20 protein-coding genes are annotated in these 15,212 nt (G+C 59.7%); all 20 read left to right on the forward strand.

Annotated elements, in window-relative coordinates; all coding sequences use genetic code 11:
• Positions 1-108: 108 nt before the first annotated feature.
• The 20 genes from KKQ10_RS24035 to KKQ10_RS24125 all read left to right on the forward strand — a co-directional run bounded on the left by KKQ10_RS24035 (position 109) and on the right by KKQ10_RS24125 (position 15,190).
• Positions 109-1,026 (forward strand): GPO family capsid scaffolding protein, encoded by a 918-nt coding sequence (locus tag KKQ10_RS24035; RefSeq protein WP_215502455.1) that lies wholly within the window; start codon positions 109-111, stop codon positions 1,024-1,026.
• A 1-nt stretch (position 1,027) separates the two neighbouring features.
• Positions 1,028-2,050 (forward strand): phage major capsid protein, P2 family, encoded by a 1,023-nt coding sequence (locus tag KKQ10_RS24040; RefSeq protein WP_215502456.1) that lies wholly within the window; start codon positions 1,028-1,030, stop codon positions 2,048-2,050.
• Positions 2,047-2,772, forward strand: coding sequence for a phage terminase small subunit (gene gpM, locus KKQ10_RS24045; protein WP_073638017.1), 726 nt, complete (start codon positions 2,047-2,049; stop codon positions 2,770-2,772). The genes KKQ10_RS24040 and gpM overlap by 4 nt, the downstream gene beginning before the upstream one ends.
• 97 nt (positions 2,773-2,869) lie before the next feature.
• Positions 2,870-3,331, forward strand: coding sequence for a head completion/stabilization protein (locus KKQ10_RS24050; protein ID WP_215502457.1), 462 nt, complete (start codon positions 2,870-2,872; stop codon positions 3,329-3,331).
• Positions 3,328-3,777, forward strand: coding sequence for a phage tail protein (locus KKQ10_RS24055; RefSeq protein WP_215502458.1), 450 nt, complete (start codon positions 3,328-3,330; stop codon positions 3,775-3,777). The genes KKQ10_RS24050 and KKQ10_RS24055 overlap by 4 nt, the downstream gene beginning before the upstream one ends.
• On the forward strand, positions 3,767-4,447 hold the full coding sequence (locus KKQ10_RS24060) for a phage virion morphogenesis protein (RefSeq protein WP_073638014.1): 681 nt from the start codon (positions 3,767-3,769) through the stop codon (positions 4,445-4,447). Before KKQ10_RS24055 ends, KKQ10_RS24060 begins: the two co-directional genes overlap by 11 nt.
• Positions 4,448-4,458: 11 nt before the next feature.
• Entirely contained in the window at positions 4,459-5,586 is a 1,128-nt protein-coding gene (locus KKQ10_RS24065) for a DUF2586 domain-containing protein (RefSeq protein WP_215502459.1), read from the forward strand.
• A 6-nt stretch (positions 5,587-5,592) separates the two neighbouring features.
• Positions 5,593-6,042, forward strand: a complete 450-nt coding sequence (locus KKQ10_RS24070; protein WP_215502460.1) for a phage protein — start codon at positions 5,593-5,595, stop codon at positions 6,040-6,042.
• Positions 6,042-6,260 (forward strand): TraR/DksA family transcriptional regulator, encoded by a 219-nt coding sequence (locus KKQ10_RS24075; RefSeq protein WP_215502461.1) that lies wholly within the window; start codon positions 6,042-6,044, stop codon positions 6,258-6,260. The genes KKQ10_RS24070 and KKQ10_RS24075 overlap by 1 nt, the downstream gene beginning before the upstream one ends.
• Positions 6,257-6,463, forward strand: a complete 207-nt coding sequence (locus tag KKQ10_RS24080) for a hypothetical protein (protein ID WP_053253846.1) — start codon at positions 6,257-6,259, stop codon at positions 6,461-6,463. The genes KKQ10_RS24075 and KKQ10_RS24080 overlap by 4 nt, the downstream gene beginning before the upstream one ends.
• On the forward strand, positions 6,460-6,993 hold the full coding sequence (locus KKQ10_RS24085) for a lysozyme (RefSeq protein ID WP_053253847.1): 534 nt from the start codon (positions 6,460-6,462) through the stop codon (positions 6,991-6,993). The genes KKQ10_RS24080 and KKQ10_RS24085 overlap by 4 nt, the downstream gene beginning before the upstream one ends.
• A complete protein-coding gene (locus tag KKQ10_RS24090; protein WP_215502462.1) occupies positions 6,993-7,451 on the forward strand; it encodes a lysis system i-spanin subunit Rz in 459 nt (152 codons plus the stop codon). The genes KKQ10_RS24085 and KKQ10_RS24090 overlap by 1 nt, the downstream gene beginning before the upstream one ends.
• A 32-nt stretch (positions 7,452-7,483) precedes the next feature.
• The gene (locus KKQ10_RS24095; protein ID WP_073638010.1) at positions 7,484-7,771 is read left to right on the forward strand and encodes a putative phage tail assembly chaperone; all 288 of its coding nucleotides are present in this window, start codon (positions 7,484-7,486) and stop codon (positions 7,769-7,771) included.
• Between the two features lie 20 nt (positions 7,772-7,791).
• Positions 7,792-7,935: a DUF6890 family protein gene (locus KKQ10_RS28865; protein WP_370881244.1), complete on the forward strand. Its 144-nt coding sequence runs from the start codon at positions 7,792-7,794 to the stop codon at positions 7,933-7,935.
• Positions 7,936-7,941: 6 nt separating this feature from the next.
• Positions 7,942-10,338 (forward strand): phage tail tape measure protein, encoded by a 2,397-nt coding sequence (locus tag KKQ10_RS24100; RefSeq protein ID WP_215502463.1) that lies wholly within the window; start codon positions 7,942-7,944, stop codon positions 10,336-10,338.
• Positions 10,335-10,652: a DUF2590 family protein gene (locus KKQ10_RS24105; protein WP_069553415.1), complete on the forward strand. Its 318-nt coding sequence runs from the start codon at positions 10,335-10,337 to the stop codon at positions 10,650-10,652. Before KKQ10_RS24100 ends, KKQ10_RS24105 begins: the two co-directional genes overlap by 4 nt.
• Positions 10,649-11,821, forward strand: coding sequence for a baseplate J/gp47 family protein (locus tag KKQ10_RS24110; RefSeq protein ID WP_215502464.1), 1,173 nt, complete (start codon positions 10,649-10,651; stop codon positions 11,819-11,821). Before KKQ10_RS24105 ends, KKQ10_RS24110 begins: the two co-directional genes overlap by 4 nt.
• Positions 11,818-12,342: a phage tail protein gene (locus KKQ10_RS24115; protein WP_215502465.1), complete on the forward strand. Its 525-nt coding sequence runs from the start codon at positions 11,818-11,820 to the stop codon at positions 12,340-12,342. Before KKQ10_RS24110 ends, KKQ10_RS24115 begins: the two co-directional genes overlap by 4 nt.
• Before the next feature lie 8 nt (positions 12,343-12,350).
• Entirely contained in the window at positions 12,351-14,690 is a 2,340-nt protein-coding gene (locus tag KKQ10_RS24120; protein WP_215502466.1) for a phage tail-collar fiber domain-containing protein, read from the forward strand.
• Positions 14,687-15,190, forward strand: a complete 504-nt coding sequence (locus tag KKQ10_RS24125; protein ID WP_353844753.1) for a hypothetical protein — start codon at positions 14,687-14,689, stop codon at positions 15,188-15,190. The genes KKQ10_RS24120 and KKQ10_RS24125 overlap by 4 nt, the downstream gene beginning before the upstream one ends.
• Positions 15,191-15,212: the final 22 nt, after the last annotated feature.

Genomic DNA, 15,212 nt, shown 5'->3' on the forward strand with positions numbered 1-15,212 from the left:
TCACCTATATCGCGGATATAGGAGAAACGCGCATTTGAACCGTTTGTTTGAGGCTTGGCGGCTCCCTATCGTGGCGGCTCATTCAACGATTGAGCGCAGTTATCGCCCATGCCCCGTTCCCTTGTTTCGTACTGGAAACGTGTCGCCACCAGCGGCACCACCGCCGATGGTCGCGAGATCCTTCCCCAGGAACTGCGCGATATCGCTGAAACCTACAAGCCGTCCAGATACACGGCGGTTATCTGGTGCGACCACGAACGCTGGAGCGGTTCCCACGGCACCGTCTTTGCGGTGCGTCTGGTGGAGGAGGGCGAAGACCTGGAGCCCGGGCAAATCGCCTTGGAGGCACAGCTCAAGCCGAATGATCGCCTACTGCAGCTGAATGATCAGGGCCAAAAGCTGTTCTCCAGCATTGAGATCACACCGAACTTCGCAGGCAGCGGAAAAGCCTACCTGACAGGTCTGGGCGTCACCGATGAGCCGGCCAGCCTGGGAACCCAGGAACTCTATTTTTCGAAGAAAACCCACAAAAACTCGTTTTATGCCGCCTCCGTCGAACTGGGCTCCCTTGAAGCCGAACCGCAGAGCGAGGTCGGCAAGCTGATCGGCTTGCTCACTGGCCTGTTCAAGCGCTTTGCCACTGACGCCGAGCCCGCCGAACCCACCACCCCAACTGAGAGCAAAACCCCAATGGATGAAGCTACCGCAACGGCCCTCAAAGCCCTGCTGGAGCAGCTGCTTGTCGTCGCTGCCGGCATTCAGGCTGTGATTGAACCCGCCGCCGCAGATGCACCGGAACCCGACCAGGCGCCAATCGACGATGTGAGCGCGGCCGTAGACGAGATCGTCACTACAGCCGAAGAAGAGCGTGAGTTCAGCCGTAAGGGCGCGGCTACGAATAAGGCACTGTTGGCGAGCATGGCGGCTTTGGAAAAGCGTTTCACCGCGCTGCAGAACACTTCCGCAGGTCGCCAGTTGCCACGCAACCCCGGTCCTGTAGCCGCCCCACGACGTAAGGTGCTCTGAGATGGCCCAGCCTTTAAGCGCCCGTGGCGCCAAGCAATATGCCGAGCTGCAGGAAGCGATGGCCGAAGCCTATGGCGTCGAGCGATCGAGCCGCATGTTCAGTGTGGAACCCACGATCGCCCAGGAGCTGAACGACGCGATTACCGCCAAGGCTGATTTCCTGGAGCGTATCAACGTCGTTCCGGTGAGTGAGATCAAGGGCGAAAAAGTCTTCATCGGCGTGAACGGTCCTGTCACTGGCCGCACCAATACAAAGACCACCGATCGCGAAGCCAAAGACGCTTCGGCGCTGGACAACACCCAATACGAACTGGCTGATACCCAGTCGGACGTGGGCCTTCCATACGCCAAGATCGATGCCTGGGCGAAGTTTCCCGACTTCAAAGAGCGTTATTCCGCCGCAGTGCAGAAGCGCATCGCGCAGGATCGAATCGTTATCGGATTCCATGGCACCCATGCCGCTACGCAGACCGACCTGGAGAAATTTCCCAAGCTGCAGGACGTGAACAAGGGCTGGTTGCAGCAACTGCGTGAGCAGGCCCCGCAGCAGGTTCTGAAAGAGGGCGCCGCCGCTGGCAAGGTCACGCTCGGCGCCGGTGGCGACTACGCCAACCTTGATGCCCTGGTGCACGACACCAAGCAGATGGTGGACGAGATTCTGCGCGAAGACGGCGACCTGGTAGCGATTATCGGCACCGATTTGCTCGCCGCTGACAAGGCCAAGTTGTACACCAAACAGGGCGACACCCCGACCGAAAAAGAGCGCATCGAAAACGCGCAGGTCATTGCGACCTACGGCGGTCTGCCGGCGTTCAGCGTGCCGAACTTCCCAGTCAACGCGGTGCTGGTCACCAGCTGGGACAACCTCTCGATTTACTTCCAGGACACCAGCTGGCGTAAGCAGACGATCGAGAACCCAAAACGCTCCCGCGTCGAGGACTACAACAGCCGCAACGAAGGCTACGTGATCGAGCAGCTGGAAAAGATCGCGTTTACTGAAAACGTTGAGCTGGTGGTCGCGTGAGCCTGGCCCTGGCGCACAAGCGCCGCACTATCGCCTTGGGCAGCACTGCAGTGGCCGCACTCGCTGCTACTGCAGGCATGGCCTATTCCCCGGCTGATGCCCTGAGCAGTCCCGCCAATGCGCGTAAACACCTGCTGTTGCAAGAAGCGGCTTTGGACCAGGACTTGGCACGGATCAGCGCCATTAACGGCCTGGCTGGGCGTCAGGCGCTCAAGCGCGAAGAGCTGCTACCCAAGTACCAGGAATACGTCCAGCGCTACTGCGAGTCGGGTCTGAACTTCCCTAACCGCGTTGCGGTGCAGGTCATGGTCTGGTTGTTCGATACAGCGCAGTTCGACGATGCCCTGGAACTGGCGGACTTCCTGATCGAGCAGGGCCAGCAGATGCCGGAGCGCTTCAAGCGCCGCGATATCCAGACCTTCGTCGCCGACGCTGTGTGCGAGTGGGCCTACGCCGAATACAAAGCCAATCGCAGCCCAGAGCCTTACCTCTCCGATCTGCTACCCCTGGTTGACGGTGCATGGCAACTGACGGAGCAGATCCCGAGCAAGTATCACAAGTTGATCGGTATGCGTGCCATGGAGGCCGGGAATTTTGAGGTAGCACTCAAGCACCTGGAGCGTTCGACGGAACTGTACGCCCAGGCCGGCAACGACACCCGTATCGAAAAGGTCCGCAAGGCCCTGGCAAAACAAGCGGCCGCTACCCCGGCTTCCGAATAACCGACTACCCCCCCAGCGGGGACCTGTGGAAGTGAGCAGCCCATTTATGGACCGTCTCACTGAAAACAGGCTCCCCGCCCTATTTGAGCGGCCAGCAATGAGCTTTTCCGGGAAAACCACCACCTTTGTGGAACTGACGATAGAGAACGACGGCTTCTGGCCAGACCTCTCCGTGTCCGAATTCCAGAAGGAACAACGCCTACCGGCGGAGTACCTGGTAGAGCTGCTGGCCGATGCTTTGAACGCCGCCATGGTCGAGGTCAATACGGACTTGGCCAAGTGCAAATCCCGCTGGCAAGCCAACGGCGTTGCGTGTGTCGAGTCCGCAGATTCCACGCTGCTGCCGGAACGTTCCTTCCAGGTGAAGTTGTACAAACGTGCCGTGTACTGCCGCGCTAAGGGCAACTTGCTGCCGCAGTTCGCCACCGTCACCCGACGCGAAAGCGCTGAAAACACCGGTAAGGAAGCGCCCGAGCGTGCCGAAACCTTCTTGGCGTTCAGTCAGCAGGCCGTACGTGCCCTGCAGGGCCGTGGCCGCATCACGGCGGCGCTGTTGTGATCCAACTGCAGGCGCTGACCGCCTACCTGATGGCCCGCAACCTGGTGCAGCCTGAGCAGTTCGACAGCTGGACCGAACAGGTCAGCCTTGAACTGATCTGGAAGCCCGACCGCGCAGGCCTGCACATGGCTGACATGCGCTATCGAGCCGCGTTTTCCTTGGAGCGTTTCACCGGCCATCCGGCCCGGCTGATGGCCCTGGTGGGCAGTTGGCTGGAAACCCACGACACCGACCGCGACCGCCACGAACTGCCGGCGCCGTTGTTTACCGTGGAACCGCTCGATCAGGACAGCTTCGACGTGGAACTGTCGCTGGAATTTGTCGAGCCGCAGTACCTGGCCGAAGACCCTAGCGGCGAGATTGAGGCGTTCAACAAAACGTGGGCGTTCGTGCCGTTCGACCTATGGGTTGCCGAGCATGGCGAGGTGGGCAGCAATGGCCGCTAACCCACTCAACCTCGATGTCAGGGGCTTGCTCGATGTCGACGCCCAGTTGGCGTTGCTTGAGTTGTCGCCGCAGCTGCGCCGGCGATTGCTGAACAGAGTGACTACACGCGTACGGACGATGAGCCGTAAGCGCGTGCGGGAGCAGAAGAACACCGACGGCACCCCGTTCGCTGAACGCAAGGGCAGTGCCAAGGGCAAAAAGAAGATGGAAGCCGGCCTGGCCAAGCTGCTGCAGGTCACCCGCGTCAGTTCGGATGAAGCTGAGCTGGGCTGGAAAAACGCCTTAACCCGTTGGGTCGCCGCCCAGCAGCACAACGGCGTCAGCGAGAGACGTACCGCTGCGCAAATGCGCCGCTGGAACAAAGTCCCGCCCGGTATTGCATGCACCGACAAACAGGCCAAGCGCCTGCGCCGGCTGGGCTTCCGTGTTCGACAGAAGGGCAAAAAGGCGCTGGCCAGGCCTTCAGTGGCATGGATTCAAGAGCACGTGAATTACGCCAAGGCCGGCTTGCTGATCCGCATCTTGAACGACGAACAAACAGAGAAAACGGGCGCGCAAAGCTGGGACATCACCCTGCCAAAACGCCAGTTCCTCGGCGTGGAAACCAGCGGCGAGACCCGCGAGCTGGTTAACCAGGTCTTCGAACAAATCCTTAATTCACCCCGCTAACGAGGCACAGCATGGCACTTGGCAAAGTCAGCGTTAACAATCTCAATCTGGGCCAAGGCGCCGTGACTGAGATCGAGCGCTATTTCCTATTCATCGGGCCAGGCCCGAAAACCGCCCCCAAAAACATCGGCAAACTGGTGCCACTCAATACCGAAAGCGACCTCGATGCCGCCCTGGGTACTGCTGCCAGTGACCTGAAAACACAAATCACCGCTGCGCGCTCGAACGGCGGCGATCGCTGGGCCTGTCTGGCGGCACCGATCCTGGCCGATACCGACTGGCGCGCCTCTTTGGAGACTTGCCAGCAGCAGGGATTTTCGGTCGAGGCCGTCGTTATCACCCAGCCTGTGACCAAGGGCGACGACCTGGCGGCCATGCACGACGCTGCTGTGTTGGTGAATAACGTCTACGGCCGCCGCTTGTTCGTGATGGCCGCAACTGCCAGCCCGACAGTGCTGCAGTCCTGGTCTGAATATGTGGCCGAGCAAAAGGCAATTACCGCCAACGTGGCCGCGCCGCGTGTGATGGTGGTGCCGCAGTTGCACGGCAATGACCTGGGCGTGTTGGCCGGTCGCTTGGCCAACGCTGCCGTGAGTATTGCCGACAGCCCAATGCGTGTGGCCACCGGTGCCGTAACCGGTCTGGGCAGCGTGCCGGTCGATAAAGAGGGCGTGCCGCTGCCGTCCGCAATCCGCGCCGAGTTGGACAAGTCCCGCTTTTCTGTTTCCCAGACCTACCCGGACTATCCGGGCGTTTATTGGGGCGACGGCAACATGCTGGACACCCCAGGCAGCGACTACCAGGTAATTGAATATCTGCGCCTGACGGACAAGGCGGCGCGCCAGGTGCGGCCGCTGCTGATCCGCCGTGTGGCTGATCGTCGCTTGAATAACACACCCAACAGCATGGCCGTGAACGTCAACGCGCTGATGGCGCCACTGCGCCAGATGGCCAAGTCGGTCAAGTTCGCCGGCCAGGTGTTCCCGGGAGAGATCGAGACGCCGAAAGACGGCGCCATCGTGCTGACCTGGAAGAGCAAAACCGCCGTCGAGGCATACATCAAGCTCAAGCCCCACAACTGCCCGAAAGATCTCACGGCGAACATCGCCCTGGACCTTTCCAACGACGATTCGGAGTAACCCCCCATGTCACGTATTGGCGGCAAGAACTTTGACGTGAACCTGGGCGATCTGCAGGTACACGTCGAAAGCTGCACCCTGGATATCACCGACAACAGCAAGACTGCGCAAACCCGGGGCGTGCCTGACGGCTACGTCGACGGCGATGTGGCGGCAGCTGGTGAAATCGAACTGGATTCGACCAACTTCAACCTGGTGGTCGAAGCGGCGCGCACTGCTGGCAGCTTCCGCAAGCTGGAGGCGTTTGACGTGGTGTTCTTCGCCAAGGCCGGCGACGACGAACTGCGCATTGAAGCCTTCGGCTGCAAGTTGAAGGTGTCCAGCCTGCTCAGCATCGATCCCAAGGGCGGGGAGAAGTCCAAGCACAAGTTGCCCTTTGAGGTCACCAGCCCGGACTTTATCCGCATCAACGGTGTGCCGTACCTGGATTCCACCGAGATCGAGGGCATTAGCTGATGGTATGCCCGTTCGATCGCGCACAAGCCCTGGAACAACGTCAGCGGGACCAGTCTATCAACGCCCAGTTGGCCCAGGCCCGGCGTGAGTCAGCGGGCCCAAGTCTTACTCACTGCCAGGACTGTGGTAACGAGATTCCTGCAGCGCGCCAGGCGCTCGGCGGCAAGACCCGCTGTGTCCCGTGCCAGTCTTTTTTCGAAAAGGGAGTGCAGCGATGAGCACCAATCAGGCGGCCCAGGACACCGCCATCGCGCTGGCGAAGGCGTCACCTGCGATCGGTGTAGCCGCCACTGGGGCGACAGGAGCCATCGACTGGTCGGCTGTCGCCTACATGCTGACTGCCGTTTACATGGTGCTGCAGATCCTGCTGTTGGTTCCCAAGTATCGCCAGATGCTGCGCGATTGGAAGGTTAAGCCATGAGCCTGCGCGGCAAGATCGCCGCCGGCGCCATCGCGCTCTGCAGCTCCACACTCGTCGTGTTCCTGGGCACCTGGGAAGGCAACGGCCAGAACATGGTTTATGCCGACAAGCTGGCCCGTGGGCTGCCAACCGTGTGCAAGGGCATCACCGGCCATACCAGCCCGTATCCGGTGGTTGTCGGTGACTACTGGTCGGATGCGCGCTGCAACGAGGTGGAGCAGTTGGTGATCAGTAAAGGCCAACTGCAGCTGGCCGACTGCATCACCAATCAGGACGTGGACCAGAACACGTTCGACGCCCTGAGCAGCCATGGCCACAACTTCGGCACGCCCAGCACATGCGCCAGTCGCGCCGTGGGCCTGATCAATGCTGGCCGCATAAAAGAGGGCTGCCAGGCGCTTGCCTGGGCACCTGACGGCAAAACACCGGTTTGGGCCTTCATCAGCAAGCCTGATGGCCAGAAGGTATTTGTTCGGGGTTTGCATAACCGCCGCTTGGCCGAGGCCGAGCTTTGTAAGGCGGGCCTGTGATGCGCGAAGGCACTTTCATCCTGGTGCTGTGCCTGGTGGCCTGGTTCGGCTTTGACCTGCTGCAGGGCCAGCGCGACAACGCACGAATTGAGCGTGACGCGGCGCTGTTTGAAGTGAACGGACTGCGAGAGGCGGCGCGGATCAGCGGCGAAATGCTGGCTGAGCGTGACGCTATCGACCTTCAACGTACCCAGGAACTGAACCATGAACGTGCTGAAAACGATGCTCTGCGCCTTGATGTTGATGCTGGCCGTAAGCGGTTGCGCGTCAACGCCACCTGCAGCGCCCCAGTGCCCGCCAGTACCCGCGCCGGCGGCGTGGCTGATGCAGCCACCGCCGAACTCGCAGCAGACGCTAGACCGGATTATTTCACCCTTGTCGACCAGCTCGCCCTGAGCAAAAAAATGATCCTGGGCCTGCAAGACCATGCCCTGCGGGTTTGCCCGCGCCAACCATAACTCACACCCAACCTCTGAACGGAGCAACACCCATGACCGATAAACGCGATATCACCCTGGAAGTAGGCGAGCAGGAATTCACCTTCGAAATGACCCCGCAGGACGTGACGAAGTACTTCAACGCCGTTACCCAAGCCAACAAGGTTTCGCCGGCGAACAACCTGCTGGTGACCACCGTTAAGCAGGAACAGCGCGCCACGCTCAAGTCCCAGCTGGGTAACCCGGTGCTGGTCATGCAACTGGCCGGCGCGCTGCTGGAAGAGTACGGCCCGGACATTGAAATCACCGTAAAAAAGCCCTCGACCACGCCGAACGACTGACCGAAAACGGCCTGGGCCAACTGGTGGCCCTGGCCGGCCGCTGGCTACCAGGTGCCGAGCCTACCGCCGAGGTGATGGGAACGGCCAAGTGGCTGGAGGACGAGCATTGGCGCCGCATGGAAATCGCCATTGCCAATGGCATTGCCTACGCACTCAACGGATAAACACTGATGGCTGACAAAAGCGCCCGCCTGGCCTTCATTTTGAGCCTGACCGATAAGGTCACCGCCCCCATGGGCAAGGTGAAAATGGGCTTTTCTGACCTGGCTGAACAGAGCGAAAAACACATCAAAACGATGGGTTTTGGTCTGGCAGGCATTACGGGCGCTTATGTCGGTATCACCCAATCCATGGAACCCGCCTTGGAGATGAACCGCGCCCTTGGCGAGGTCCGATCGCTGAACGTGGCCGAAGACGCCTTGAACTCGCTGAACCGTAAGTCACTGGAGTTCTCGGTGGCCTACGGCGAGAACGCCAAGGATTTTGTCGCCTCGGCGTATCACATCGAGGGCGCCATCAAAGGATTGGTTGGCAGTCAGCTGGCCACCTTCACCAATGCCAGCAACGTGTTGGCCAAGGCCACCAAGTCCGACGCCGACACCATGGGCACCTACGTCGGCACCATGTACAACCTGTTCAAAGGCCAGGCCGACGCCATGGGCAAAGGCCAATGGGTTGAAACCCTGGCGGGCCAGACGGCCACGGCCGTGCAGCTGTTTCGCACCAGTGGCGAGCAGATTGGGGAGGCGTTCAAGGCTGCAGGTGGCTTGGCCAGCACCGCCGGTGTAAGCCTGGCCGAGCAGATGGCAGTGTTGGGCACGCTGGGCAGCACCATGGACGGAGGGGAGGCCGGCGGCCTCTACAAATCCTTCTTTGAAAACGTCAGCGCTGCCTCTGAAAAACTCGGCATGAAGTTCGTGGATCAGCAGGGCAAATTGCTGCCGATGATGGACATCCTGGACAAGCTCAAAGGCAAGTTTGGGGATCTATCGATTGAGGCCAACGGCGCGAAGCTGCGCGATGCTTTCGGTGGCGAAGCGGCGCGGTTGATCAGCAGCCTGATGGGCGACACCGACCGCCTGAAAAACGGCATGGAGCGACTGGGCAATGTGCGCGGGCTGGAGAATGCCGAGCGGATGGCCAAGAACATGGTGGACCCGTGGCAGCAGTTCAGCTCCGCTGTCGAGGCGTTGCGCATCGCCTTTGGCCAGGCGTTGATCCCTATCTTGACTCCGCTGATGGAGCGCCTGGTGGGGATTGCCAGCACGTTGACGCGCTGGACTCAGTTGTTCCCCAACATCACGCGCTTGATTGGGATCGTAACCCTGTCGTTCCTGGCGATTACCGCCGCCATGTCGTTGCTTACGCTGACCTTGGGGCTTTCGAAAATGGCGTGGCTGGGGGCTGTCGTGGTGTGGAATGCACTCACCTGGTCGGGTTATCGCAGCATCGCAATGTTCCTGTACCACACCGTCATGGTGGTGGGGTTCGTGGCCGGCCTGGTGCTGATGGTGGCCTGGATGGGCCTGGTCAAGGGCGCGATGCTGCTGTGGCAGGGCGCGATCTGGCTGGTCAACACCGCGTTGTTGGCCAACCCGGTGGCTTGGATCGTGATCGGCATTGTGGCTCTGGTCGCGGCCGTGGCGGCTGCGATCATCTATTGGGACGACTGGACCAGCGCACTAATCAACAGCGAGGCGTTCCAGTGGGTTAGCGGCCAGCTGACTGCGCTGTCGGAGTGGTTCGACTCGATGGGCGGTTGGTCGAACATGGCCAGCGCCGCGTGGGACGCCATCGTCAACGTCTTTAAAAGCGCTATCAATGGCTTGATTGAGATGTTGAACAAGATTCCCGGGGTGAACATTGAAGCGGCGTTCGGGGACATGCCGGCAGCGCCGGAGCTACCCACTATCAGTGCCCCGCAAGTCGAAGCGCCGTTACTGCCGCAACTAGTAAGCGCGCCCCAGCAGCCGATTCAGGCACCGCCCCTGGTGCTGGCTCCCACGCCTAAAGCACCGGCGCCGGTGATGCCGAAGCTGGACGCTTTGCAGCCCCCGGCAAAGGCGCCGGTACTGGTATTGGCCCCGGCCCCGAAGGCAGCAGCACCGGCAATCGCTACACCTGCAGCGTTGCAGCCGCCGGCACAGCTTCCGGCCCAGGTCCTGGCACCGGTGCCGAAAGCGCCGGCACCGGTGGCTCAACCCCAAACGCCCCGGGAATTGCCGCGCACATTGCCAAAGCTGGTGGCAGTACCACCGGTGCAGACCCCGGCGCCGATCGGGCCGCAGTTGACCATCCCGCAGCCGCTGCAGACGCCGCCCCTAGTCACCGCTCCCGCTCCCACGGAGAAGGCCGAGCAAAGCCAGCAGCGCATCAACGGCTCGGTATCAAGCTTGTCTCCGAAACGGCCTGACGCCGTGCCCCGGGGCGGCTTCCTGGCCAGCATCCAGAACAACAATCAAACCCAGAACAAGGGCACTCATGTGGAGAACGTCAACATTCACACCGCCAAGCAAATGAATCCGCTCGAACTGGAAGGCATGTTGGCCATGGCGGTGGGCGGATGAGCGAATACATCGATCTGTTGATCATGGACAACGACCTGGTACTGGACCCATCGCGTCAGCCGCTGCTGATCGAGGACCGGGCCAGCATCGCCCAGGACATCGCGCACATGATCCGCGAGAGCGGGTTGCTGGTCACGCTGGTGGCCGAGCGCAGCCGTCTGCGTCAGCGCGACTGCATACAACAACTGGAACTGCTGGTAGAGGCCGACGCGCGCCTGGTGCCGGGTACGGCGTTGATTAAACAAGTGGAGTCTGGCCGCTACCTGGTCACGGCGAAAACGCTGAAATTTGGCGATATCGAGGTGACGCTGTGAGCGACGTAGATTTTAAACAAGCGCTGGCAGACAGCGGCATTCCGGTGACTGAGGACGGCTTGCGCAAGGCTTGGGAAAGCGAAGTTGCCGCGCAAGGTAGCAAGCTGAGCAACACCAGCGCCTACTCGCCGTTCTGGCGGCTGATCACCGCGCTGGTGACCAAGCCGGTGTTGTGGCTGATCAACTTTGTCAGCGGCACCGTCCTGCCCAACTTCTTTGTTAAAACCGCTGTGGGCAAGTGGCTGGACATGCTGGCCTGGGCGGTCAACGTCGAGCGCAAAGGGGCGACCAAGGCCAAAGGGGTGCTGCTGTTTACCCGCGATGTCGCCGGTGGCGTGCTGGAGCTGCCCGCCGGCGTCCTGGTGCAATCGGCTGCGATCAACGGCCATATTTACCAACTGATCACCACCCAGGCCGTGACCTTCGCGGATGGCGTGCTGCAGCTGGAAGTCCCGGTAGAAGCCCAGGAAGTGGGCAGCGGCTACAACCTAGCCCCGGGTTACTACGCCATTCTGCCCGTCCCGATTGCCGGCATTGCCCAGGTGGTGAACGCGGACGGCTGGCTGATTGCACCAGGTGCAGATCCTGAACCGGACGATCAGCTGCGTTTGCGCACACGCAACCAGTTCTCGGCGGTCAACCAGTGGCACACCGACTCGGTGTACCGCGCCATGATTTCAGCCTTTCCAGGCGTGCGGCCAGATGGCGTGTATTTCCTGCACGGCGCGCCACGTGGCCCGGGCAGCGCCAATGCCTATGTGCTGTTTGATGCGGATGTGCCGGCGGCGACTTACCTGGAGCAAATCAACGCGCATATCCGCGACCAGGGCAACCATGGCCACGGTGATGACCTGTTGGTGATGGTCATGCCTGAGACACAGCACGCACTAAGCTTCACCTGGTGGCCACGATCGTTGCTGACCGTCGAGCAGCGCGAAAAGCTGCAGGCGGAAATTGGGCAGTTCATCCGGGCGGCCTTTCGCGAGAGCGGCACGGGCGACTATCAGCCGACGCTGACCTATCCCCAGTCACGGTTTTCGTTCAGCCGCTTGGGCGAAGAACTTCACCAGCAGTTCGCCGGCATCGAGTCGCTACATTTTGACAATGCCGACATCGTGTCAGAGCTGAGCATTCCCAGGATAAAGACCCTGCAGGTGGTGCCGGCATGATCAAGCTGAGTTTGCCTTTCTGGCTAGACGGCCCGCAGTTGGCCAAGTTGAAAGCCGCCGCCCAGTCTTGGTGGGAAAAGGTCGAAGGTTGGCTGCAGTGGCCGCTCCTGCAAATGGACGCGGACACCTGCCACCTGACCGTCCTCGATCTGCTGGCCTGGCAGCGCGATATCAGCCGTTTCAAAGACGAGCCGGAAAGCCTCTACCGGCTGCGGGTGAAGTTCGCCTTCATAAACGCGGTCGACGCCGGCAGCACGGCTGGCCTCAAACGCATCCTGCAGCGACTGGGCGTTGGCTATGTCGAGATCAACGAGCGGTTGCCCGATCGGGATTGGGACGTGGTGCTGTTGCGCCTCTCCGATTCTCAACTGTCGCAAAACCCGGAGCTGATGCGCGTGCTGATTCAACAGTACGGCCGCACCTGCCGGCGCTATGACTTCGTGACCATCACCCCCGTATCACTGCGCATCGTCGCGGTGGACTTCAACGACGACCAGCAAACGCTGATCGCCAGCCTGTAGGAGCCCCCATGGGAGCCAGCATTACCCTTGCAGGTGAAAGCCTGATCGCGCAGAAACTCGGCGCACAACAATCACTGAACGTTTCCCGATTTGTGCTGGCCAACGTGCCCGGGCTTGACCCGAATGCCGGTGTGGATCGAACAGCGGGCAAGCCAGTGCCGGCGCAAATCGTCGGCACCTATGACGTTACCCAGAAAGGTTTCGTGAACCCGAACCAGGTGGTCTATAGCCTGATGCTCGGTAGCGACATCGGAGACTTTGACTTCAACTGGATCGGCCTTGAAACCAGTGAAAACGTGTTGCTGGCCGTGGCGTATTTGCCGGTACAGCAAAAGCGCCGGAACATCCCGCCGCGCCAGATCGGCAACAACGTCACGCGTAACTTTTTGGTGGTGTTCGACGGTGCCCAGGCGCTGACCGGAATCAAGATCGATGCCAGCACCTGGCAGCATGACTTTACCGTGCGCCTAAGCGGCATTGATGAGCGCGAGCGCTTGAGCAATCGTGATGTCTTCGGGCGCGCTTGCTTCCACGGAAGTGCCCTTGAACTGCAAAAAGTGGGCAATGCATACAGCCTGAAACCCGGCATTGCCTATGTTGAAGGGGTTCGGCTGGAGCTAAAAGGCGCCCAAGCTGTTGCTGTTCCTTCAATCCCTAACGTTGCATGGCTTGACGTACGCCTGCAGCGCGAATTAAGCGATGTAGTCGGTACGTTCCAGGTTGTGTTTGGTTGGGACAAGCAGGACTACACCGACAGCGTAGGTGTACGGCATTACCTGGTGCCCATTGCGGAACTGCCAACAACGGCCGCAATCAGCGACCTGCGAGCCGTTGAGCCGATCACCGGCGAGTTGATCAAGCACCTAGCCGCTCGTACTGGCGATTATCCGGGCTTACGCGCTCGGTCCACGACAAAGGATGACGTGGGGCTGGGGCAGATCCCGAATGCCATCAGCAGTGATTCAAACTCGGATGACCCTTGGGTACTGGCCACCACGCATATGGTGCAGTTGGTACGTAACAACCTGTATGCCGGCATCAACGCGCTGGTGACCGGCACCACGGCGGCCGGCAAAGCATTGAAGCTGGCCACGGCGCGCACGTTTAAATTCAGTGGCGCGGCAACAGGTAGCGCGACGTTTGACGGCACCGCGGACCCGGAAATTGCGCTGACGCTGGCTAACAGTGGGGTGACGCCCGGTGGCTACACAAAAGTGGCGGTTAACTCGAAGGGGATTGTTTTTGCAGGCGATAATCCCACGACATTGGGGGGTTACGGAATCACTGACGCCTACACCCGAGGTGAGGTGGCCAACGGCTTTGTAAAGCAGGGCGGTGGGGCTGGTCAGACTTTCAACAGAGTTTGTATTGGCTGGTCCGCGATCGGTTTAAAGGCGAGCGTTGATGATATCGACTTGGGCCGTGTCTGGACTGAAAACAACTTTAATCCAAGTTCTAAGGCCGATAAAGCAGGCACCCTTGCGGGTTATGGAATTACCGATGCCTACACAATCGATCAGACCAATCAACAGATCAACTACCGAGTTATTAGGGACGGAATAACCACCGCTGGCTTTGCCGGGAATGACGCCAAGCTTCCATACTTTCGCCGGGAGTCAGACGGGCTCGTTCAATACTTGCAAACAAGGCTTGGGTTTACGCCCGTGCGGCAAGGTGGCGGAATAGGGCAGCTGGACAATGCTGTTAGCATCGGATGGAGTTCCGTGGGGCTAAAAGCTACTGTTGACGGTTTGGATCTCGGTGTTGTCTGGTCTTCTCATAATTTTAACCCTGATGATAAGGCAAACAAAGGTAGTACGCTTGCCGCATATGGAATTACTAATGCCTATACAGTTGAACAAACGAATCAACAGCTTTTACTGAGAACAGTAGGCGACTCAGTGTCCACGGTCGGATTTGCCAGTGGGAATCCTATTTATCCTTACTTGCGTCATAAAGAGAATGGGCAGGTTTACTACTTACAGACACAGCTTGGATTTACCCCTGTCGAACAGGGCGGCGGCGCCGGCCAAGCCTCTAACAAGATTAAATACGGCTGGGATGGGCAAGGCCGTGGTATGCGCGTTCAGGTCGATACCTCCGACATGGGGCTGCAATGGGGGGAGATGAACTTTTACCGACCGGACATTAATAACTTTATGCCTGTCGGAGTAACCGGTACGTCAATACAGCTCCCACCGGGCGGCTCATGGTGTTATTCGCTCATGCATTACTACGCGGCGGGTCAGGGTGTTGTTGGTAAAAGTGGTCATGCACCAGGTGGCACCGTAATTTCATTTAGTGGCGGAGCAACTATTTACGGTTTCGCGTGGAGATATGCACCGTGATTGAAGTAAAAGATATTGACGCAAATGAGCTAGTCATTCCTGTCGTTGAGTCACCAGTGGTCCCGCCAGCAGAGGTTATGGTGACGTTCAGTAACGTCTCAGTTAAAGCTGATAAAACTTTTGTTGTCACCGTTGCTGGCAATCGCTGTCATGTTACCCATGACTATAACGCCCCGTTGTATCAAGCTGTTCGCGCTTACCTGGATGAGGGAGGGAAGTTTTCAAAATATGCGGAAGATGTTGTTGTCGAGTCAGATCCGCTTGTACTTGCCCGGCTTTGGGCTGAAACGAGTTTGCAAAACACGGAAGCGCTCGTTGCTCAATACCGCGATGCCCGCGACCTGGGCGGAACTACACCCATTACGGCTGAGCAGTTCACGGCTCTGCTGACCTGGCGTCAGGCGGTAAGGGAGTGGCCAAAGGCAAAACGGTATCCGGCGGAGTCGAGCCGGCCCGATGCCCCGGAATGGTTGAGCGCGGTTCTGAAAAATGATCAGTGATTGGGCGCCGGTGACCATGCGT

It is taken from the genome of Pseudomonas sp. MG-9 (assembly GCF_018729515.1).
Taxonomy (GTDB): Bacteria; Pseudomonadota; Gammaproteobacteria; order Pseudomonadales; family Pseudomonadaceae; genus Aquipseudomonas; species Aquipseudomonas serboccidentalis.